Genomic DNA, 20960 nt, shown 5'->3' with positions numbered 1-20960 from the left:
CGGGGCTGATCGGGAGCTGCTCAGCGCAGGTCGCGGCTTCGTCGTACGCGGGAGACGCGGGCGCCCCGTACCCGGGACCGGGGGAGCGGGAGGCCGCAGACGAGGCACTCAGGCGCGGTGGCGTCGTTGTTGGTGTCGCAGTCGCGGCACTTGCGGGTCTTCGCGGACATGGCGGGTTCTCCAGAGTGGACCGGTGGGCGGTGGGGTTGGCGGCCTGCGTGCGGTGCTCGGCCGGGGCGGGTCGGCGGGGAGGCCGGCCATGGGCCCCGGCCGGGGGCTGCACGTCTTCGGTGCGGTTGGGTGGGCGGCAGGTCCGCCGTCACTCGGGGTGTGGCTGGGCGCCGTCGCGGGCGGCCGGTGATGCGCTGACGTCCCGCCAGTAGTTGGGGCACCCTCGGTCGTCGTGGCCGCGAATCGGCCAGTTGGTCATCGTCGAACAGGTGGTGCACGTCGGCTCGGGCCGCAGGCGCTGTGAGACGCGCGCGGCGGTGAGGGCGGCGAGGAGGCCGAGCAGGAACCCGGCGGCGATGCTGAAGAAGATCACGGTTGCTGCCTCCGTTGATGCGTAGGGGTCGTGAACTGGGGGCGGTCCAGGGCCGGTTGCCGCTGGGTGGGCAAGGGAAGGACACCGGACGGGGGCGACCACGGAGGCGACCATGGACCCCGACCATGGGTCACATCTCGGTTACGCCGGTGCCCCGAGGGGCGGGCAGTGTCCGCGCCCCTCGGGTGGCGGGGATCAGTCCTCGCCGGGCTGCATGATCGTGATCACGGGCTCGCCGTGGTCGCCGGGCCCGATCGCGCACACGAGCTGGACCCTGCGCGCCTGCCGGTCGCGGCCGTTGCGCGGCACCCGCCGGAGGTCGACGGTGACCTCGCCGCCGCCCCCGCCGCTGCGCCGGATGGCCGCACGGGACATGAACAGCACGTCCCAGAGGCGGCCGCGCTCGTCCTGCGGGGTCTGCCGGTTGCTGTCCCGGTCGGACCAGGCCACGCAGTCCTCCCACACGGCGCTGGTCAGGGCGACCGGGACGCGGAAGCCCGCCTCCTTCGCTGCGTCGGCGTCTGCGGCGACCAGGACCCGTCGGCCAGGGCCTGGGCGCGGGTGTAGGCGTGGATGATTTCGTCCTCGTCGGCCAGGGGGACCGATCGCATGGCGTCGTCGCTGACGGTGAGGTCTTCGGCGACGGCTGCGTCGTGCAAGACGGAGTCGATGCGGGACAATACGTTGTCGTCGCTCACGATCCCCTCTCGCCGGGAACTGGCGGCGTGGGGCTGAACGGGCTGCCGCTCATCCGAGGAGCTGTGGCCGGGACCGGAGGGGGTGGGTTCGGTGTCCTCCCCGGCCACCATCAGGGCATGCACCGTGAGCATCGTTCCCAGCGCCGTTGCCCTCCCGGTATCTCCGGCGGTTACGGCCTGGGCTCGCTGCTCCTCGAACTCGTCCCGGATCTGCTTGTGGCTGTAGCCCTGGGCGAGTTTCACGCGGACAGCCTTCCCCACGAGCTCAACCGCCATGGCGGGCAGGTGGCCGGGCAGCTGGTCACGGCCCGGCATGCCGGATGCTCGCCTGCGGCGGGCGAGCGTGCGGGACGCGCGGTGGTCCGGTGCGCTGGCCTGGCGGGCGTGCGGGCAGTCTGGAGCGGAACTGGGCGCGGCGGTGGGAGCCGCGGGAACCTCGGCGGCTGGCGTGCCGTCCGCCGGGGCGGCGGGGTCCTCGGCGGTCAGGATGTAGAACCGGTTGGAGTGCACGTGGACCGTCCACTTCTGCCCGGGGGTGTCCTCGGTGAGCCTGGCGCCCGGCATGCTCTCCCACGCCTCGAATGCGCGCGCCGGGTCGACCGGCATCATGTTGCCGCTGTCGGAGTCGTAGGCGCGGCAGGTTGTTCAACGACACTCAAGATGCCTATGTGGGCGGTGGGTTGAGGGCATGCTGTGTGCCGAGGGATTCGGGTGCATGCCCGCGAGGCTGGTGTGTTCGTCGGCGGCGGCACCTTGCCGATGAGGCCGCCGCCCGCGCCGCAGTGAGCGAGGTGGTTGGCGACTGAGAACTCGTCCCGTCTGTCCGGAGATCGGTAGCCGAGCTTGCGGATCAACCACCGGGTTCGCAGGCTTCGCTTCATACCGGCAGGAAGGAATGCCAACCATGATCCTCCCGAAGGTCAGGGACCCTCGCTTCGTGACGATCCGCCGCGGTGGGACCCTCACTGATTCGGATCACCATCTCCTCGCCCTTTGGGCGGCAGCGTGCGCGGAGCACGTCCTTGGCCTCTTCGAGTCCGCTCAGCCTGAGGACCCACGGCCGCGCCAGGCGATCGAGCATGCCCGCGCCTGGGTGCGTGGCGAGGTCAAGATGATGCAGGCCCGCGCGGCGGGCGGACATGCGATGGGCGCGGCCCGAGACCTGCGTGGCGCAGCACGGCATGCCGCCTACGCCGCCGGCCAGGCCGGAGTCGTCGCACACGTCGCCGCGCACGAACTCGGTGCGGCCGCCTATGCGATCAAGGCCGCACGCGCTGCCGCGCCACAAAGCCAAAGTGAGGCCGCAGGGCGACTCGAGTGCCAGTGGCAGCGCGACCAGCTCCCGGAGGCGATTCGCGAACTCGTACTTGACGACCAGCGATTGCGCAACGACATCTGCTGGTCGGTGTTTGACTGCTGAACGCGCGTCGGGCGTCAGCACCGTCCACACGAAGCTGATCGCCGCCAGCGCCTCTCGGTCTCCGAGCCATCGCAGGCGCGGGAGGTTGCTGATCCACCGGCACCTTGCCGAAGAAAACGACACCTCACCGACGACAGCCCCGCCGGAACACCAACCGGCGGGGCGTCGCCGTCGGAGTTCGTCCGCATCGTGAACGCCGCCTTCGCCGGCATTTTCAACGCCGCGCAACAGGCAGGTGCGGGCCGCCGTGCGGATCGCCTCCACGCGCTTGGTCCAGTTCCGGCGGATCGTGGTCATCGTGGGTCCTCCTGTGTCGAGTGGTGCTGGATGGATTGCCGCTAATCCGTAAAATCAATAATACACCTTCATGGGGGTTGATCAGTGGCCTTTCAGGACAATGTGTCCCTGCCGCAGTCGCTGAACCCGGCATCCTGCGCTGCCCTCGGCGCTGCCCTGGTGTGCGGAGTCTTCGGCTTGCGCGGGCGGCTGGCCAGGGCTTCCCGGTCCGCGTGCGCGGACCGTTCGGCCTGGGCCTCCAACATGTCCTCGTCGCGGTTGTGCAGCACGATTTCGACGGCCGGTGAGGCGTCGTGCCACTGGTCGCGGTAAAGGTCGGTGGGGATCCCGGGGTTGGGGCGGAGCGTGATTCCGCTCTCGCGGTGGAAGCGCTCGTACTCGGGCGAGTGCTGATCAACGAATCCGGTCTCGATGCGGAACGGGGCGGAGTCTCTCGGGATGAGGAACGCGCCCCGACGGGCGAGCGTCTCGGCGACCGCGATCACGTGGAACTCGAACAGCGGTCCCCGGTATCCGGGGGCGTTGCCGCTGCGCTTGATCCGCCCGAACGGCGGGTTGCTGATCGCGCAGTCGAAGGGGCCAAGATCCATGGCCGGGACGTCCAGCACGTCGGCGCAGATCCACGTCGCCTCCGGCAGGATGCGCCGCCCGACCCGCACGTACTCCGGGTTCTTCTCCACGCACACGATCTCGCGCGGCGGCAGGCGCTCCCAGCGTCGGCCCCAGTAGTCGCGGGCGTGCCAGGCCAGGCGCCCGATGCCCGCGCACAGGTCGATGATCCGGTTGCCCGGGAACCACGAGGTGGAGCTGGCCGGCCAGCTCGGCCGGGGTGAAGAACGCGCCGTCCAGAGCGCGGCCGGTGTGCGCGGACTCGTGGTAGTGGTCGAGAACGAACTCCCGTTCCTCCTCCGTCAACTCCTGCTCGGCTGCGACCAGTTCGCACGCCCGGTTGTGCTTCTGGGCCTGCTCCTTGCTGAGCTTTCCGGGCATGGCATGCCGCCTTTCGGGGTGGGGTGGGGGGCCGGTCCGGGAGTGCTGCCCGGATCGGCGGCGGGTGCTCGGATGCGGGCTGCGCCTTACGCGAGGGGGGGCGGTGCGCAGATCGGCGACCAGGGCGGTTGCGTTGTCGATGTGGGGCGCGGCGTGGGCGACCGCGAATGCCGCGACGTCGCGCGCGGCGTGCCGGGGGGAACCGGTGAGGTAGTCGGCGAGGTTGCGGGCCGAGTCCTCCAGCGGCTCGTACGCGCCGTCGCTGGCGAGCAGCAGGCGGCAGTTCTCCATGACGCGGGACATGGACTCGATCGCGGGGTGGCCGAACTGGGCCTTCCTCTCCTCGTCGGTCTCCGTCGCTCCCAGGCAGGACGTGATGAGGTTGCGGCTGCCCTGGGACACGCGGCGGCGGTTGTGGTCGTCGGTGAGACGGTGGAGGGTGCCGCGTGGGGTGAGGACGTAGGCCCGGGCGTCTCCGCACCAGGCGACGGTGAGCGGCTTGCCGGGGGCGGTGACGGCGACGACGGCGCACGCGGCGGGCAGGTCGTAGCGGGCGTACTCGTCCTGCCGCTCCGGCTCGGCGGCGTAGTTGCTGTAGACGGCCCGTAGGCCGGCCTCGGCGTCGGTGCGGCGGGCGGCGGTGCGGGCAAGGCGGCGGGCGGCGGTGTTCGTCCAGGCGTGCACCGCGTCACTGGAGCCGATGCCGTCGCACAGGACGTATGCGCGGGCGCCGTTGTGGGTCCAGGTGGCGGTGGCGTCGCACTGGTGGGAGCGATCGCCGATGAGCTGGTACGTGGCGTGGGAGGGCATGAGGACTCCAGGAAGCGGGGCCGGGCGCGGTGGGCGCCCGGCCCAAGGGGCTGTCAGGCGGTGGGGGTCGGCTCGGGCAGGGCCGTGGTGACGCTCAGGTCGGCGGCGGCCAGGTCGGCGCCGACGGCGGCCATGAACGCGGCGTCGGCCTGCTGGTCGCGGCTACCGGGGCGGCGTTCGCGTTGAGGAATGCCCGGGTGTACGCGGGCCGGTGTCCCTGGCCGTGCCGCTCCTCGGTCCACCGGTCGTAGGCCTCGTGGAAGGGTTCGCCGGCGCGCCCGTGCTCGGTGTGCCAGGCCACCCACGCGCGCATGGGGTCCTCGAACATCTGGATGAGCCACCCGTACGCGGCGGCGGTGGGCTCCCGTCCTTCGGCGGCAAGCCGTGCCCGCCACGCTTCCTCCTGGGCCTGCAACTCGCGCTCGGCCTCGGCGATCGCCACCAGGGCGAGCGACTCGGCTTCCGTCGCGCGCGGTGCGTCCTTGACCTGCTCCAGGGCGGCGCGCACCCGCCTGCCCGCGTCCAGCACCGCATCCCGCTCCGCCGCGATGGGCCGCGCGTCCTCGCCCCCGTACACCTGGTAGCCGCGCTGGGCCTGGGTGAGGGCGTCGACCGCGTCCCGGTGCGCCTGCTCGGCGTTGGCCAGAGCTGCCCCGGACCGCTCGGCGGCGTCGCCGGTCACCTGGCCGTGCTCGGACCGTGCTTCCGCCGCTGTCTCGGCAATCTTGGTGACGGCGTCGGCGAGCTGGCGGCGCCACTCGGCCGCGTCCCGTCCCCACACGGTCCGGCCTGCCTCCTCGGCCGCGCGGTTGACGGCGCGCACGTCGCGTACCCAGGCGAGCACCTCCCGGAAACCGGCACCGAAACGGCCGTCGTGCTCGGAGGCGGACCCCCAGTAGCGGGCGCCGTCCCACACGCACCGGGCGGTGAACTCCTCGACTCCGGCGCGCACCGGGAACGTACCGGTCACTCTGACCGCACGCGCGAAACGGCCGTTCAAGAGGCTGGCGGTGACGGTCACGTCCCACCCGTTCTCCGTCGCTGCCTCGACAGCGTCCGCGCGTTCCTGGGCAGCCTGGCCACCTTCTCCGCGGACGGCGCGGCGGGAGGGGCCGCGGGGGCGTCGCCGGTCGGCTCGGGCTCCTGCGGGGCGGCGGTGGCGGTCGGGCCAGGCTCGGAGCCATGGGGCGGCTCGATGCCGGGGCAGGCTCCGCCGTCGGACTCCCACGCTTCGGCCGTTCCCGGGCCGGACGGCGGGGCGTCCACTGTTGCGGCCGCGACCGGGGCCGTCTCCGCTCCGTCAGGGGCGGTCGGCTCGACAGCCACCCGGCGGACAACGTCCCCCGTCGACCACTGACCCGCGACCCGGTACCCGCGCGCGGCGATCAGGTCGGCGATCCGGTCCATGGGGACGGCACGGAGATCGGGGTAGTGGCACTCCTCCTCACTCCACACCGTGGCGCGCTCCCACGGCCAATCGGGGTGACGCTGCCCGCAACCACACTCCAGACCCAGCGCCGTGCCGTTCATCCGCGTGTGCGTGAGCACCGCGTAGGCGGCGGTCATGCTGCACGTGAGCGAGAGCACCCAGCACTCGTAGGCCGAGTCGTACACCCCGAACGTCATGATCTCGGACGAGATCACCCACCGTCCGAACGCTGCCCCTTCCTCGTGCGTGCGCCCCTGGGTCACGGCGTAGGCGGCGAGATCTTCGAGGTAGGCGGCGTTCGACGCGAGATAGCCCGTGGGGAGCACCGACAGGACCGGCTCTGTGTCGGGGGCGGCGTCGTCGCCTCCGGGGGTAAGCAGGCAGTCAGCGCAGAGGTAGTCGCGCCCGACGAACCGTGACGGGTACAGCGTCACGGGGATGGTGGCCTTGATCCACGGTCGCAGCATGACGGGGACCTCGCCTGGCGGGGTGGTGGCGACGGAGGCGGATACGACCTCCGCCGTCACGGTTGCCGCGTCCGGCTTGCCGTAGATCGACATGGACAGGTCCGGCCCGGTCGGCTGTGTGCGGGCGGTGGGCGCCTCGGCGGCCATCAGGTCGCCGACGGCACGCCATGCGATGTTCTCGGCGGTCTGCTGGCCGTAGCGGGTCAGGGTGGCACCGTCCCAGCGGTAGCCCCGGGCGGTGAGCTGCCACACGCAGCGCAGGACGGTTTCCCCGGCCTCCTGGCGGGCGGTGAGCAGCAGCGCGCAGTGTCCGGGCTGCGTCTCGACGGTGGCGGCCCATCCCGCCGCCTCGGCCTGGGCGGTGAGGCGGACCAGGTTGCGGGGCAGGGACGCGCCCCGGGCGTTCGCCGTGCGGAGCTGCTCGGCGATCGGGGCGGTGGGCGCCGGCACTTCGGCAGGGGTCGGGGCCGGCTCCTGGGCAGGGGTGCGCGTGCTTCTGGCGGGGTGCGTGATTGCGGTCATGTCGGGTCGCTCCTGGTCGGGTTGGTGCCGGGTGAGTTGCCGCTCACACCGGGAGGCAGGGCAGGGGGGAGGCAGGGGCGTTCCCGCCGGGCCGGTCGGGCTGTCAGTTATCCATGCAGTTGAGACACGCCCATCGCTGTGACCTGCAGAACCTCAACTGCACTCATAGGAACTGGGGGTGGGAGGGCTAGGCCTCTGAACTGGTCACATGTGCGATCTCGCTTCAAGGGGCTCCGACCTACAGTCCTCTGACCTGTGGTGTCTTAAGTGGATCGAGAATGTCTCAACTGCATCGATAATTTCTTAGGTTTGGGGAGAGGGTGCAGCCGACCACGTCTGAGTGCTCAGGACGGGACGAGCAGTGCGTGGTCTATGGGATGAGTGGGTGACTGCTTCAAGGCTCTTGAAGCCGCCTCCGGTTCGGTGGATTGGGACGTGCGCGCAACTACTCCTTCCTGGCCGGCTGACCACTGCGCAGTGGTCAGGACCAGATACTCATCCGGGGTTGCACGGGCAACTTCAGTTCGGTGGGATGACTGTGAGACATGGGTGAGCGCGCTGGTTGGCGTGGAAGAACCCGGCTGACAGCATCACGTTTGTGCACCCACCGGTACGCAACGGTCCCAGGTGCAGAGTCCGTTGGATGTCCCGAAGGGAGTGCTTATGCCTGTGCGCCGACGCAGTGCCGCCCTGCTGCCACTCGTGCCGTCGTGGCCCTAGTGGCCTGCGGCCACTGTCATGGTCATCTTGATCATCGTGTTTCCCGCGACTGCAGCCCAGGCCGCAGCCACGTGTGCCGTGCTGGCCGAGGTGGCGCTCCGGCTGCGTTCGCAGCCTTGCCCGCCCGTCGGCCCCGGCCGGTCGCGCTGGCAGGTCCGAAGGGGACAGCCGAGTCACGGGTGGCGGGAGCCACGGTCCTGCGCTCCAGCGCCTTCCATGCGGCTCGACGGTGATGAAGAACTCCTCGTGTCATAGGCACACCGCTTAACGGCCACGCCCGTGATCGCTCTTGCGTGAGCTGACTGCGGCGTTGTCCGGTTGCGGGTTCGACCCCAGACCCCGACCCTGGAGGCGGTCGCGGCTGCCCCGGGCGTCGGGGGTGCGGGACCGAACGCGCGCACGGCGACAGCAGGCGTCCCTGGGTCTCTTCTCCTGCCGGAGCCAGCCAGGTTCCGCATGGGTCCACTGCGACTCAACGGCCCACAAGCCAGGACCGGATGCGGGTCCGTGTGACGGTGTGCCCCAGAGAGTTGCGGGAGGCCTCCTGACGGGCAGTCACTTCATCGGGCGTCAGGAACCGGGCGGCCGCCCCTGCTGCAGTACTGGCGGTGCCGCCTGCCTGGAGATCTTCTGGCGCCTGGGGCCGCGACCCGCCTTCGCCTGCTGCCTGTGATGGTCCCTGAGCGCGGGGCACTTTGCCGTTGCGCAGAGAAATTTGGGCGCGCGAGGTCACGCGCGACTTGTGTGGATGGCACTTCTCTATGACCACTTCATCCAAGCGGCGAACGGAGCATGGAGCGATGCCGGAGTATGTAGTCGTGGCAGGCGTCACAGCGGTGGGATATCTGGCCATGGTGCTGCGTACGTGGGTGCGCGTGAGAGGGATCGTCCAGCGGGAGGAAGCCCGTGGAGCCTTCCGCCGTGACGTGGTGCGTGAGCTTCCCCAGGGCAGTCGCTTCGTCGACGAAGCAGACCAGCTGACCATCGAGGTCGGGGATGGGCGCAGGACACGAAGGCGTTCGGCGTGAGCGGGCGAACCGATTGGGCAACCCGTGCGGCCTGCCGCACAGTTGACCCTAAGGAGATGTTCGTTCCAGCGAGGGCGCGAGAACGTCGCCAGACCGACTGCCTCAGCTGCCCGGTTAAGATCCCGTGTCTGGCCCACGCTCTCGACGACCGCATCAAGGACGGCGTCTTCGGCGGCTGGTCGGAACGAGAACGCCGCGCACTTTTGGGGGTGGCGCCAGCGGTCAGCTCCTGGCTCGGGATTCTCGAGGCCACCGGGACGGACTTCGAGAAGGCGGCCGCGCTCGCGCAGCAGCAGCGGTGCCTGCCCTGGCTGAGCTCTGAGGAGGAGGCAGCCTTCAACGCCGTGTTCCATGCTCGGTTCGTGCCCCTGGTGGCCTTTCTGATCAGTGCAGGTGGCACACGGCAAGACGCAGAGGACGCCGCGCAGTCCGCGTGCGTGGAACTGGCCGCGACCTGGCACCGCGTTGAGTGCCCCCAGCCATGGCTGCGCACCACGGCCTACCGTATGTGGTTGAAGTCCGTGCACCGGATCAGGCCGGACGAGCTGACCGAGAGTATCTCGGAGAGCCCGATGAGGGATCACAGCGATGACGTTGCGGAGAGATTGGCACTGGTCCAGCTACTTCGGTGCCTGCCGTTGCTGCAGCGTACGGTGATGGCGTTCGAAATCGATGGCTGCCAGCCGTCCGAGACGGCCAAGGCGTTGGGTATGCCGGCCGTGAACGTACGCCAGAACCTGCGACGGGCCCGTCAGAACCTGGAACGTCTGATGGATGAAGACGCGGGAGGTGGGCTGTGAGCGCCAACCCGTCCTTGAACTCCCGCCTTCAGATGTTCATCGAGGCGGGGACGGCCGAGCTGGAGGCCGCACTGGAGGCGTCGACCGACATCGACGCAAAGCTGTCGGCCACGTGTGACGCTGCTGCACAGGCGGACCCGAAGCCGTCCTTGCTCACCCGGATGCTGCGCACCGGCAACGAGACGCTCCAGGAGATGATCACGGCATCGACCGATGTCGATCACAGGCTGGCGGACACGCTGCGCAAGGCAGCCGCCCACAAGCAGGCGACCGCGCAGCCCAGTCTGCCTGCCGACACCGGCCGCCGATCCGCATCGGTCTCGACTGCCGCCCGTACAGACTGGACGACACCGCGGGACCTCGAGGGCAGCCTGCCCGACGTTCCGGAAGTCCGCGTGGTTGGTATTCCGCAACTCACTTCCGGCTTCGACCTTGTCGAACGGCTCGATCTGCCCATGCACCTCAGGGTGCACGGGCCGCTCGAGCCTTTGGGCGGTGAGCAGCTCGCGAGGCTTGCCGAGAACATCAACCTGAGGGGCCGCGGCGGCGCGGGCTTCCCCTTCCACAAGAAGCTGCGCTCGGTCGCCGAAGCGGCGATCAAGCGCGGTGTACGGCCGGTCGTCGTGGTCAACGGCAGCGAGAGCGATCCCACATGCCGCAAGGACACGGTGCTGATCAACCGTGCCCCGCACCTCATCCTGGACGGCGCGCTGCTGGTCGCGGAGGCGCTGGGTGCCGGCGCGCTCGTCATCGGGGTGACCCGTGAGTCGACGCAGCGCTCGATGGAGGCCGCGCTCGCCGAACGCGGCCTGAGCAACGGACGCCGCTCGGCGCTGCGCGTATCCGTGCAGCGCAACCCCAGCCGGATGGTGACCGGAGCGGCAGCGTCGCTGATCCGCTCGATCGACGGCGGCCCGGCGATCCCGCCCGGCCGGAAGGTCAGCGGCTCGCAGAGCGGCGTCGGCGGCGCGCCCACCCTGCTGTCGAACGCCGAGACGTTCGCCCAGCTGGCGATCGCGGCCCGCATCGGCCCGGAGCGCTACGGCAACACCGGTCTGTACGACGAGCCGGGCACCGTCATGCTCACGGTCTCCGGCGCGGTCGCGCGCCCCATGGTGATCGAGGTCCCCACGGGCGTGCCCCTGCGCTACGTCCTTCAGCTCGCCGGCGCCCCGCCGATGCCGCAGGGCGTGCTGACGGGCGGCTACCACGGCAAATGGATCGACGCGGCGACGGTCAACGAGGCCATCGTCTCCCGCAACTCCCTGGACGCGGTGGGCGGTGCGCTCGGCGCCGGCGCGATCCTGCCGATCACCCAGGAGACCTGTCCGCTGGGCGAGTCGCTGCGCGTGGCGCAGTGGCTGGCCGAGGAGAGCGCGGGACAGTGCGGTCCCTGTTACCTCGGTCTGCCGGCCGCCGCGCGCGGCTTGGAGGACATCCTCAACGGCGGCGGACCGGCCGCCCTGGAGGCGCTCAAGCAGGTCGCCAAGAACGTGAAGCGGCGCGGTGCTTGTTCGCACCCGGACGGCTCCGCGATGTTCCTGGAGTCCACCATCAAGGCCTTCGCCGACGACCTGGCCGCGCACGTCCTCGGGAACGGTTGCGGACGGCCCGTGCAAGGCCTTCTGCCCGCAGGTCCCAGAGCTGCCGCGAGTGTTCCGGGCGGACACGAGCCCGCAGAGGCCGGCGGCAGCCGTCAAAAGATCTACCTCGACTGGACCCTGTGTCGCGGCCACGGCCTGTGCGCGGACATCCTCCCGGAAGTCTTCGAACTCGGCGCCGACGGCTTCCCGACCGTCGCCCAGGCGCAGGTGCCGCGCCACGCGGAAGCCAAGGCACTGCGTGCGGTACGCCGCTGCCCCTCCGGGGCCCTGCGCATCGAGGAGGAAGTTCCGCGCGACCGGACACCGTCCCGCAACCTGCCGGTCCTCTCCCGGGGCCGCGAACTCGGCACACCCGATCGGCGTGGCGCCGTCTAACCGGCCTCCTCCCTTGGTGGCCTCGCCAGACCGGCACCACGGGAGGAGGCCCGTCGTCGCGGACAGCGCTCCCAGGCCAGCCGGGCGAACCAGCCAGAGACAGGTGAAATCATGTGACGGAGGACGAGTCCTCGTGTCTGTGCACAGACGCATCGAGGAAAACGGCACCCCCAGCGCCCTTCCCATTCATTCCGGCGGGAGGGCAGGGCACGGGGCGGGCGGCCCCGATCCAGGACGCGGTGTCCGGGGCCGCCCGAGCCAAGTCCAGGCGTCCTGTCGCAGCGCAGGGCATTTCGACGGTAGGACCCGGTACAAGGCTGCGCGCGTCGGGTGCGCCTGCCGGGTGACTGCTGGCGTTCGCCTGGTGCCTGCGCCTGAGAATCACGCGTGGTGGACCGTCAGCCATCTTGTTCGGCCGTGTGCCATGGTGCGTTCGGTCGGATGGGTTACGCGTGTTCGGTTGGCTGCAAGGCGTAGTGAGGTCATCCTCCGGATCGCGCGTCAGCCCGGGTTCGTTCCTACGGCACTGTTCCAAGCGCTCGACCAGTTGGCGCTCGTCGGTCCCCTTGCGTCCTGGGGAGTGACCCGCGGCTCAGGGAACTCGCACTGGGAACTGGTGCGGGGGGACGCCCGGGGTCGGCGGGCGACTGGCCCCTCCGGCGGCGATGTGACTTTCGAGAGCTGACGGCGGCCGAAGGGCTCGAGAGCGGCTCATGCACGACACGGCCCGATGACGCTCAGGCGATTCGTTCGCTAATCTAGCGAACGACGCAAGGCCGTGCCACGACGGACGCGCCAGCTGCGTATTGGGGGAAGGGAACAGGATCGTGCAGCGTGTACTGCCCTTCTACCTGGCTGTGGACACCTCGACATCCATGTATGTGTCAGGGCGCCTCGACGCGGTGCAGGAAGCAGTCGTCCGGTTCACTGAGGAACTGCTGAGCAACCCGTTCCTCGGCGAGCATATTCGGCTCGGCATCGTGACCTTCGGCGACCAGGCGGAGCTGGTTCTGCCACTGACCGACCTCACCGAACTGCGTTCCCTGCCACGGCTGTCCGGACACGGCTCCGCCCACTATGGCGTTCTCTTCCGCTACCTGGGCCGGGTGATCGAACGAGACCTGCGGGTCCTCCGTGCCCATGACACAGTGACCTTCCGGCCCTTCGTCTATCTCCTCACCGCCGGTATGCCTTCGGACTCCGGCTGGGAGCAGGCGTTCCACGAATTCGACAAGCTGACACGCGCGCAACTGGTGGTTATGGGCGTCGGCATGGAGGAACTGCCACCCGAGGTCCTGCGACGCCTCAACCCGGTGGAGGCCGAGGCGTGGACCGACGTTCCCGCCGATGTACTCGCAGCTAGGATCGCCTCGCTGCTGGAGAGGTACGCCATGTTGTTGATCGCCTCGACGATGGTCTCGACCAACCGGGACTCGGATCCGCTTCGAATGCCGCCACCGAACCCACCGCTGAACGAAACCGACATCCGCTGGGACTGACTGCGGAGGAGTGACGTGACCGTTCAGCCTGTACCCCATACCTGGCCCAGCCTGCCACAGCGCGTACTGGAGGGAGAGCTCCGCACGTATGGGGCCGGGTCGCGAGGCGGCTCGTCCACGGTTTTCGACGTCTTCGGCCATGAAGACCGCGTCCTGTACAAGAAGTACGCGGTCCAGCGTTCCGAAGCCGACCTGGACCGCCTGGTACGGCTCCACCGTGAGTTGGACAGCGACAGCAATGACGGTGCCTTCCTGCGGCGCCGCTTTGCCTGGCCGCTCGCGGTGGTGATGGCGGATGACGGGGCGGTGTCCGGCGTGCTCGTACCGAAGGCCGAAATGACCTACCGTGCGCAGCTCTCCACCAACAGGGTGCGGGCCCGGGACTTCAACTACCTGCTCTACGAAACCCGCGCGGCCCGCGTGGGCGTCGAGTCGGCGACCGTTCGGGAGAAGCTCGTGCTCCTCCGGCTGACGGTCGAGGCGTTTGCCTGGCTGGAGGAGCGAGGCCTGGTGCACGAGGACATCTCCGCCGGCAATCTGCTGTGGAGTGTGCGGCCCGAACCGGCAGTCCTCATCCTGGACTGTGACTCGATCCGGCCAGCGGGCAGTACAGTCGACGACCCGCTGCTCACCACCACGGATTGGACCGATCCCCGTGTGCTGGGCGGTGAAGTTCCCCGCCCCGACCAGGCTTCGGTCACCTACGCCGTCGGCCTGCTGACCGCACGGGTATTCGGCACCCCTTCGTGGCGTCCCTCAGCCACCGATTCCCAGGACTCGCCCCAGGAGGGGGTATCAGCGGCGCTGCTGCCAGTCCTCCGTGAGTCAGTGCGCGCGACGACTCCTCGCCCTCCGCTGCACCGGTGGCTCACGATTCTCGACGAGGCCATCGAGGACACCCCAGCGAGTACCCGCACACCGCGCACGGCGGTGCGTACGACGGTCTCCGAGCCATTACGGCAGGGCGGTTTGAGCTACGGAGTCAAGGAGAGGGTTGCACTCGCTGTTGGTTTGGTCTGTGGCGCAGTAGCGGCGATTCTGCTCCTCATTGAGATGCTGTGAGCGAGGCGCCGGTGGGGGAGGGTGTTTCGTCGGCGTTCGCGGAGCGCCTGTCGAACTGGTTCGGCCGGACCACACAAATTGTCACCGGCGTAGCCGGGTTCTCCTACGCCTTCGGCTGGGTGCTGGCCGCACGGTTCTACGGCAGTTTCGGGGTGGCACCGGAGGAGGCCGGCATCTCCTTCAGCTGGCTGGCGATCCGTGCGTTCCTCGTCGGCATCGCGGGTCTCGCCCTCTTCCTAGGCGCCCGGTGGCTGCTGCGCGCGGCCGAACGAGGCCGGGCGGTAGTGCACATCGTCCGGAGCCGCGCCATGATCACCCTGCTGATCTCCGCCAGTTGCGTCGCAGTTGCCATGGTCGTCGCCGTCGCCGCCTGGGCGTCAGCGCGCGGCGGCAGGGCTGGCACGGTCTCGGTAGTCGCCATCCTGGCCTGCGGCGCGTCGACTGCCCTCGTAATCCTCTGGCTGCGGCCGTCGGGCGTCCGACTCGGCTGGAACAGCAGTCTGTGGCTGCGCGGTGTCGGCGGCGCGGTGCTGGGGTTCGTCATCGTCGGCCTCGTCCTGTTGCCGTACCGCCTCGGTGACCATCTCTCCGCCGATGTTCGCGAAGGCCGGCCGGTGCGCCTTCCGATGGCCCTCGGTGTACCGGCCTTCGAGGTCTCCCAAGTCCGGCTCGCCCTCGCCGACGGCTCGAAGCCCGCGACCGACCCGTTGGCAGCACTCGGCTGCGTTATGCGTCTCGGCGGCAACGGCACAACGTCGATCTACTATGCCAGGGGCCGGGTGCTGCGCATCGCCGACGACAACGTGACCGTGGCGGCACCGTGTTGAACGAGATGGCTGGTACAGACATGCCAGCTGGAGATCAATTGGCTTCCAAGCCAGCACCTCCGTCCGGCACCGTTGCGCGTGAGACGCCCAAGGCACCCAGGGGCGCATCAACGCTGTGCAGGGGAAGGTGAAGACGACCCGGTCGGTCGATCAGGAACGTGCCAGAGTTGAGGGTGCGGGGTGTCGTCGTTGTGTGCTGTCAGGGGCCCAAGAGGCCGGGATCTTGGAAAAATCTCACGGCTAGGCCCATTGCCCGCCGATCCGTGGAGCGCTCCCGCCTAGGCGAGCGGAAACACCCAAAGGTGATCGCAGACCGGATAGAGACGACGGTGAGCCCGTGGGCAGGCGAAGGTCCGCGACCGGAGCCGCAGGCATCAGGACGGTGCACGCCTGGCGCGCCGCGCCGGTCTCGCTCCAGCGCGCACAAAAGGCGAGCGACCGAGCGTGAGGGCCCATTACGCTCCTTGGATGTCTGGCAAGCGACCTCCCGGCACCCTGGGGGTTGACCTGCACACACCGGGTCTTCGTCCGTGTGGGCTCTGTGGCAAGGTACGCGAAATGACGAGGGCGCATGTGCCGCCCCAAGTAGCCGGCAACCGGGACAGGGTGACCAGCGCAACCGTTCGTATCCACAACAGTCACCGCCGCCTCGCCGATGGACTGGCGCGGTAACTCCGGCTTTCCACCAGGGCTGGGCAGGTCGCCTGCGTACCTCCCAGTTCCCCGCCGGACGCGTCGCCCGGCGCATGGGGGCTCGGGCAGGTGACGCGTGCTGTGCGACGAGTTCCACGAGTGCGGCGATGGCCTCCGGGTTTGGTTCCTGACCGGGACGGGGGCCGGGGGAGTTGCTGCGAAGCCGCAGCAACTCCACGATGTCCCACGGATCGTACGGCTCAACGAGGTCGATCAGAGACTCCTCCCTCGCGGCGTGTGCATCCAGCCCGCGGGACTGTTCCGCTACGACACGCCGCCTCGCCCTGGCGCCAGACCGACCATCAGGAGAGCCTGATCTCTCATCTGCTTGAGCGTGGCGGCCACGTACAGGGCGAAAATCGTCTTGCCGGCTCCGGGTGTGAGCATGGCCAGCCCGGCGCGCTTGTACTTGCGGTCCGCTTGAAGACCTTGAAACGCCGCGCCATCCCGGACGCCATGTGCCTGCTGGAGCTGTCCCGCAGAACCGGCCGCTACGACATCGTCCATCACCCGCCGCTGCCGGACATCCTGCACCGCCCCTGCTCCCAGGCTCATTCGGGTCGCGTCCCGTGTCGTGGTGTAGGGGATCAAGCGTTACGCGTTCCGGTACGAGGTTCCAGGTGATTTTCGCCGAGCCGGCGGTCTACGAGGCGCCCTAGGGCGAGTTGAGTCCCGGTTGCGCGGAGCCACCGCCGCCAGCCTGCGGATTCCGGCGATTTGATCGGCTACACCACCCGGCGGGACGCCACCCTCGTTCGCGCTCCGAAGCAGCGATCCCAGGGGCGAACCCACTTTCAGCCTCCAAAGCCACTCTTCGAATACATCATCTCGCGCCGCAGGCAGGGGAGTTGACCGTCAAGATCCCGCAGCGCGCACTGCCTGCCGTCTTCTATGGTGATCCAAAAAGCAGCCGCGACATGCTCTTTATTTGTCACGAAGACAACGGCAGAAAGGCAGAAGAGCCGACCATGGCACCTGTGAAGCTCCCGGCCGGCGGGACCCTCCCTCCGCCTCCCGCGCAGCCGGGGGAGGGGTTCGGGCGCTACGGCGCCGCCGGTATATCCGGAGGGGCCGCGCTGGCGCGTCGGCTCGACGAGCGGGCGGCCAATAGGGGCCTGCCACCGGTCAGCGATCCGCAGGGTCTGTCCATCCGTCTGCGCTACCTGGCGTGGGACGAGCAGGGACTTGCCTGGTTGCGGCTGGCCCAGGTCACCGTGACCGAGCGGACCATCGCCCGGTGGAGGACGGCACGGCAACGCCCTCTGCCGGCCAATCTGAAAAAGATCGACCAGGCGTTTTGGGCCTGCCGTCGCCACAACCTCGTCGGCTACTACAAGCAGCGCCTCTGGGACGAGGGCCGCGGCACCCGGATCGAGATCTATCCGGTCGACCAGCAGCATGTCGCCCCCAACCGGCGCCGTGACCTGAACATTCGCACGATCAATGTCCGCACCGACTGGCGACGGGTCGTGGACGCCTGGAACTCGGGTGACCAGCAAGCCCTGGACGATGCGTGGAACTCCATCGCGGACAGCCTCGGCTCCGACCACGGTGCCTACCGTCATGTCTCCCACATCGGCTTCGGCGTCTGAGCGTGCCGCAGCCCGAACCCGCTGCACGCGCCAGCGCCCTCTTCACACGCGGCTGCTCACGCTCCACAGATGTGCCGGCGCCTCCTCGGTCTCGCCCAACCGCCAGGGCAGGCAGGTGAGGGCCTCAAGCGCGGCGGCGGGAAGCACCTGCGGGTGGGGACCCGAAGCGCCCAGACGGCGATGACGGCCCCGTACCGGCTTCGGCCCGGACGGGCCCGCCTGCCCGGAATGCTGCGCCGCCCACTGCAGCACCGGTTCCATCGGGAAACTGCCCCGCAGCCCCCACGAGGAGAACAGGCTCTGCACGCCCCGCAGCCAGTCGGCGTCCTGAGCACGGGACAAGCTGCCCCGCAGCCGTCGGCGCTCCCGCGCCGCCAGAGCACCGGCAAGCTGGACGACCTCCGGGTAGGCCACCAAAGCAGCCACCCGTCGGTCGCTGCCCTTCTTGAGGCCGAGCTGCTGATGGCGCACCGCCCACGCCTGCGGAACCTGCGCGGCCTGGTTCCACCAGAAGACAGCGATGTGGAACGCGTCCGCGAACGCGATGCGGCCGCCGGCCCCCAGCCGCCGCTCCAGCCGCACACGCTCCCCGTGAGCTGCGAGGACCTCCGGGACAGCAGTGAGCGGGATGCAGGTCACCCCGTCCTCCCGCAGGTTGTCCGTCCAGCGCCGGTGCCGGCCGCACACCCTCCAGCTGGCTGCCGACACCGCATACGCATCCCGGCGTGCCCGCTTGGCCAGCGCGCACAGATCACACACGCGCACCAGGCAGTCATCGGCGGGTTCCCACGGGTTGGGGACGCCCCAGCGGGGCGGCGCACCGGCCGGATCGGGCAGCGGATGCATGCGCAGCGTGGGCAGCACGTATTCCAGGACGTCGGTGCCGCATCCCGCCAGGGCGGCCAGCCTGTTGTGCGCGGCCACGTTCAGATGCACTTCGCTGAACTCCGGCTTGGGAAGGGGTGAATCACCGGCACCGAGCATCGACAGCAGCTCTCGGGGATCGAGTCCGTTGGTCTCTGCCAGCCGGTGCACGAACGAGTTCGTGGACTCCTCGGCGATGAACCGCAGCCGCCGCGGCAGCGGTTGCACCTCGCTCACGCCGTCCCCGTCCCGTAAAGACCCCAACGAACGTGCAGTCAACGTGTTGTCCCTCTCTTCCCAGTCCGACCCCATCCCTAGCGGAAGGCCGTCCAACTTCCTTCATTCTGGCTGGAATTGGTGAGCGCTGCCCGATGATCCTTTACAGTTCCCGTGTTCTGGAAGCACGCCCCGCAAGGAGAAGTCCCCGGCCATGCCCTCCCTCGCGCTGCGTCCGCATCAGCAGGAGGCCCTCGCGGCCATCACCGGCGCCTTCGCGAGGGGGGAACGCCGCGTGACCGCCGTCTCCGCATGCGGCACCGGTAAGACACTCACCGCCGTGGCGACCGCCCGCCAAATCACCGAGGACGGTCGGGTCCTGGTGGCTGTGCCCACCCTGGAACTGCTGACCCAGACCATCCGGCGCTGGCGCGAAGGCGGACGCGGCGGTCTCATGGTGGGCCTGTCATCGATGGGCCAGACCCGCAGCGGCCTGCCCCGGGGCACGGCCCGCATGGTCAAACGGCCGGCAGACCTGGCCAGTATCGTCGCCGAGCAGGACGGCCTGCCCACGACGGTCTTCGTGACCTACGCATCCCTGCCGGGACTGCAGCAAGCCCACCACAGCGGTCAGTTGCCAGCCTGGGACCTCATCGTCGTGGACGAGGCCCACCGTACATGTATGAGCACCCAAGAGGGCTGGGGAGCCATCCACGACGACCGCGCCATCCCCGCCCGGCTGCATCTCTACATGACCGCCACACCCCGCGTCTTCACCGCTGGACTGTGGGATGGCGCCCCCACCGCCACCATGGACCGCCGCGACATCTTCGGCCCTGTCGTCTATCGCCTCGGCATGGCCGAGGCGATCGAACGCGGACTCCTCGCCGACTACCAGGTCGTGATGCCCGTGGTCGGCGACAGCCAGCTGCGTGCCATCCTCACCCGCAAGCCCCACCTCGATCCGCAGCACGGCGGCCTGCGGGCGGCCGCACTGCAGGTGGCCGTCCTGCGCGCCATAACCGACCACGACCTGCGGCGCGTTCTGGTCTTCCACAACCGCATCGAGGCAGCCGCAGCGTTCTCCCAAGACCTGCCCGACACCGCCGCCCAGCTGAAGCGGCCGGACCTGCAGGCCTTCTGGGTCGACGGGACGCAGCGCATCGACGAGCGCCGCAGTCGGCTGTCCGACTTCCAGAGCGCCGACGGGTGCACGGTCCTCAGCAACGTCCGCGTCCTGGCCGAAGGCATCGACATCCCCGCCATCGACTCCGTGGTCTTCGCCGCGCCCCGTAACAGCGTCGTCGACGCCATCCAGGCCATCGGCCGCGCCCTACGCCTGGTACCCGGCCGCGGCAAGAAGGCCACCCTCGTGCTGCCCGTCTACCTGCCCGACGGACGGGCCACCGAACAGGCCCTGCACGACTCGCAGTTCGAAGGCATCTACACCATCCTCCAGGCCCTGAGGGCCCACGACGACAGCTTCCTCGACCACATCGCCATGCCTCGCCGGAGCCGAAGCCTGAGCGACGGTGGTCCGCGCCGAACCGTGTATTACAACCGCGCCGAACGCGCCCTGCAGGTCGCCCTAGCCCTCGGCCTTGAGATCACGCTGCCTGCCACCGGCTCCTGGCCCGACGGCCTGGTCGCAGCCACCCGCTATCACCACGACCACCATCACCTCGATGTCCCCCACGCCTTCCACGACAGCACCGGCTTCGCCCTGGGGGAGTGGATCAGCAACCAGCGCCTGCGGCACCTGGCCGACCGCCTGCCCGGCGAACACGCCGACGCCCTCGATGTCCTGGGCATGCTGTGGAGCACCCCCGCACACACCTTTACCCGCATGCTCGACCACGCCCGCGCCTACGCCGCCGCCCACGGGCACCTGGCCGCACCCACCGACGCCACACAAGGCGGCCACCCCGTCGGTGCCTGGCTCGCCGAGTGCCGCAAAAAGGACAACGCCCAAACACTTTCCAAGGACCATGCCGCGCAGCTCACCGACCTCGACCCCTGGTGGAACCCCCGAGGTTGGCCGCTGACCTGGCGGCGCGCCTACGCCCACACCAAAGCGCACCTCGACGCGGGCGGCAGCCTGGACGTTGCCAACTCCTTCACCACTCCAGAGGGCTTCAAGCTGGGCCAGTGGCTCAGCCGCCAGCGCAACCACTTCGGCGAACTACAGGTCGAACAGGCCAGACTCCTGATCGACATCGGCATCGTCCCGAACGTCGACGGCCTCCACCCCGAAGCCTTCCGTACCGAACGGGGCCGCGACTTCCGCCGCGGCCTGGTCGCCGCCTCCTGCTATCTCGCCCGCGAAGGCCACCTCAACGTCCCCCGCCAGCACACCGAAACCGACTGGATCGGCCCCTTCCGGCTCGGCTCCTGGGTGGACCACATCCGCCGCACCCCCAACGAGCTCACCGACAAAGAACGCGCCGCGCTCGACATCCTCCGCATGGCCTGGGGCACGCCAGAGCCCCCGCAGCAGCAGTAG

General features: G+C 69.5%; 18 protein-coding genes. 9 read left to right on the top strand and 9 right to left on the bottom strand.

Translation table 11 applies throughout. The features are described from left to right. Positions 1 to 20: 20 nt before the first annotated feature. The 4 genes from IG08_RS60405 to IG08_RS60895 all read right to left on the bottom strand — a co-directional run bounded on the left by IG08_RS60405 (position 21) and on the right by IG08_RS60895 (position 1851). Positions 21 to 170, bottom strand: coding sequence for a hypothetical protein (locus IG08_RS60405; RefSeq protein WP_158812370.1), 150 nt, complete (start codon positions 168 to 170; stop codon positions 21 to 23). A gap of 149 nt (positions 171 to 319) precedes the next feature. Beyond that, positions 320 to 544 carry a hypothetical protein gene (locus IG08_RS0146335; RefSeq protein ID WP_030618513.1) on the bottom strand — a complete coding sequence of 75 codons (225 nt, stop codon included), beginning with the start codon at positions 542 to 544 and terminating at the stop codon, positions 320 to 322. Positions 545 to 739: 195 nt separating this feature from the next. Next, positions 740 to 994 carry a DUF6573 family protein gene (locus tag IG08_RS60900; protein WP_199821072.1) on the bottom strand — a complete coding sequence of 85 codons (255 nt, stop codon included), beginning with the start codon at positions 992 to 994 and terminating at the stop codon, positions 740 to 742. A gap of 23 nt (positions 995 to 1017) precedes the next feature. Further along, positions 1018 to 1851, bottom strand: coding sequence for a hypothetical protein (locus IG08_RS60895; RefSeq protein WP_199821070.1), 834 nt, complete (start codon positions 1849 to 1851; stop codon positions 1018 to 1020). A gap of 295 nt (positions 1852 to 2146) precedes the next feature. On the opposite strand from IG08_RS60895, the gene IG08_RS61910 reads away from it, so the two are divergent. Next, positions 2147 to 2662 carry a putative immunity protein gene (locus tag IG08_RS61910; protein ID WP_030618511.1) on the top strand — a complete coding sequence of 172 codons (516 nt, stop codon included), beginning with the start codon at positions 2147 to 2149 and terminating at the stop codon, positions 2660 to 2662. A 690-nt stretch (positions 2663 to 3352) separates the two neighbouring features. Here IG08_RS61910 and IG08_RS61905 read toward each other — a convergent pair. The 3 genes from IG08_RS61905 to IG08_RS0146305 all read right to left on the bottom strand — a co-directional run bounded on the left by IG08_RS61905 (position 3353) and on the right by IG08_RS0146305 (position 7177). Next, on the bottom strand, positions 3353 to 4759 hold the full coding sequence (locus IG08_RS61905) for a protein phosphatase 2C domain-containing protein (protein WP_234343151.1): 1407 nt from the start codon (positions 4757 to 4759) through the stop codon (positions 3353 to 3355). A 94-nt stretch (positions 4760 to 4853) separates the two neighbouring features. Next, positions 4854 to 5780, bottom strand: coding sequence for a hypothetical protein (locus IG08_RS0146310; RefSeq protein WP_030618509.1), 927 nt, complete (start codon positions 5778 to 5780; stop codon positions 4854 to 4856). Beyond that, positions 5777 to 7177: a hypothetical protein gene (locus IG08_RS0146305; protein WP_158812369.1), complete on the bottom strand. Its 1401-nt coding sequence runs from the start codon at positions 7175 to 7177 to the stop codon at positions 5777 to 5779. Before IG08_RS0146305 ends, IG08_RS0146310 begins: the two co-directional genes overlap by 4 nt. 1520 nt (positions 7178 to 8697) lie before the next feature. Between IG08_RS0146305 and IG08_RS0146300 the strand changes: the two genes are divergently transcribed. The 6 genes from IG08_RS0146300 (at position 8698) to IG08_RS0146275 (ending at position 15092) form a co-directional block, all read left to right on the top strand. Continuing rightward, on the top strand, positions 8698 to 8925 hold the full coding sequence (locus tag IG08_RS0146300; protein WP_030618504.1) for a hypothetical protein: 228 nt from the start codon (positions 8698 to 8700) through the stop codon (positions 8923 to 8925). Next, positions 8922 to 9725, top strand: coding sequence for a WhiB family transcriptional regulator (locus IG08_RS56175; RefSeq protein WP_078656014.1), 804 nt, complete (start codon positions 8922 to 8924; stop codon positions 9723 to 9725). The genes IG08_RS0146300 and IG08_RS56175 overlap by 4 nt, the downstream gene beginning before the upstream one ends. Positions 9726 to 10120: 395 nt before the next feature. Beyond that, on the top strand, positions 10121 to 11704 hold the full coding sequence (locus tag IG08_RS0146290; RefSeq protein ID WP_052425191.1) for an NADH-quinone oxidoreductase subunit NuoF family protein: 1584 nt from the start codon (positions 10121 to 10123) through the stop codon (positions 11702 to 11704). A gap of 827 nt (positions 11705 to 12531) precedes the next feature. Continuing rightward, entirely contained in the window at positions 12532 to 13203 is a 672-nt protein-coding gene (locus tag IG08_RS56170; protein ID WP_052425187.1) for a vWA domain-containing protein, read from the top strand. A 15-nt stretch (positions 13204 to 13218) separates the two neighbouring features. Next, on the top strand, positions 13219 to 14265 hold the full coding sequence (locus IG08_RS0146280) for a hypothetical protein (RefSeq protein WP_030618493.1): 1047 nt from the start codon (positions 13219 to 13221) through the stop codon (positions 14263 to 14265). Further along, positions 14262 to 15092, top strand: a complete 831-nt coding sequence (locus tag IG08_RS0146275) for a hypothetical protein (protein WP_030618490.1) — start codon at positions 14262 to 14264, stop codon at positions 15090 to 15092. Before IG08_RS0146280 ends, IG08_RS0146275 begins: the two co-directional genes overlap by 4 nt. A gap of 957 nt (positions 15093 to 16049) precedes the next feature. Here the strand turns inward: IG08_RS0146275 and IG08_RS60400 are convergent. Beyond that, positions 16050 to 16376, bottom strand: coding sequence for a hypothetical protein (locus IG08_RS60400; protein ID WP_158812368.1), 327 nt, complete (start codon positions 16374 to 16376; stop codon positions 16050 to 16052). Positions 16377 to 16633: 257 nt separating this feature from the next. Between IG08_RS60400 and IG08_RS0146265 the strand changes: the two genes are divergently transcribed. Next, on the top strand, positions 16634 to 17377 hold the full coding sequence (locus IG08_RS0146265; protein ID WP_234343149.1) for a transcriptional regulator: 744 nt from the start codon (positions 16634 to 16636) through the stop codon (positions 17375 to 17377). 42 nt (positions 17378 to 17419) lie between these two features. Here the strand turns inward: IG08_RS0146265 and IG08_RS0146260 are convergent, their stop codons facing one another. Further along, the gene (locus IG08_RS0146260; RefSeq protein ID WP_030618479.1) at positions 17420 to 18478 is read right to left on the bottom strand and encodes a TniQ family protein; all 1059 of its coding nucleotides are present in this window, start codon (positions 18476 to 18478) and stop codon (positions 17420 to 17422) included. Positions 18479 to 18671: 193 nt separating this feature from the next. On the opposite strand from IG08_RS0146260, the gene IG08_RS0146255 reads away from it, so the two are divergent. Next, positions 18672 to 20960, top strand: coding sequence for a DEAD/DEAH box helicase (locus IG08_RS0146255; protein WP_052425185.1), 2289 nt, complete (start codon positions 18672 to 18674; stop codon positions 20958 to 20960).

The organism is Streptomyces fulvoviolaceus, assembly GCF_000718165.1.
Taxonomy (GTDB): domain Bacteria; phylum Actinomycetota; class Actinomycetes; order Streptomycetales; family Streptomycetaceae; genus Streptomyces; species Streptomyces fulvoviolaceus.
This window is presented reverse-complemented; position numbering and strand designations above follow the sequence as displayed.

Bases quoted from the DNA above. Each gene is read 5' to 3' on its own strand.
- IG08_RS60405 (WP_158812370.1), bottom strand. From the start codon at position 170: ATGTCCGCGAAGACCCGCAAGTGCCGCGACTGCGACACCAACAACGAC.
- IG08_RS60895 (WP_199821070.1), bottom strand. From the start codon at position 1,851: ATGATGCCGGTCGACCCGGCGCGCGCATTCGAGGCGTGGGAGAGCATG.
- IG08_RS61910 (WP_030618511.1), top strand. From the start codon at position 2,147: ATGATCCTCCCGAAGGTCAGGGACCCTCGCTTCGTGACGATCCGCCGC.
- IG08_RS61905 (WP_234343151.1), bottom strand. From the start codon at position 4,759: ATGCCCTCCCACGCCACGTACCAGCTCATCGGCGATCGCTCCCACCAG.
- IG08_RS0146305 (WP_158812369.1), bottom strand. From the start codon at position 7,177: ATGACCGCAATCACGCACCCCGCCAGAAGCACGCGCACCCCTGCCCAG.
- IG08_RS0146300 (WP_030618504.1), top strand. From the start codon at position 8,698: ATGCCGGAGTATGTAGTCGTGGCAGGCGTCACAGCGGTGGGATATCTG.
- IG08_RS0146255 (WP_052425185.1), top strand. From the start codon at position 18,672: ATGCCCTCCCTCGCGCTGCGTCCGCATCAGCAGGAGGCCCTCGCGGCC.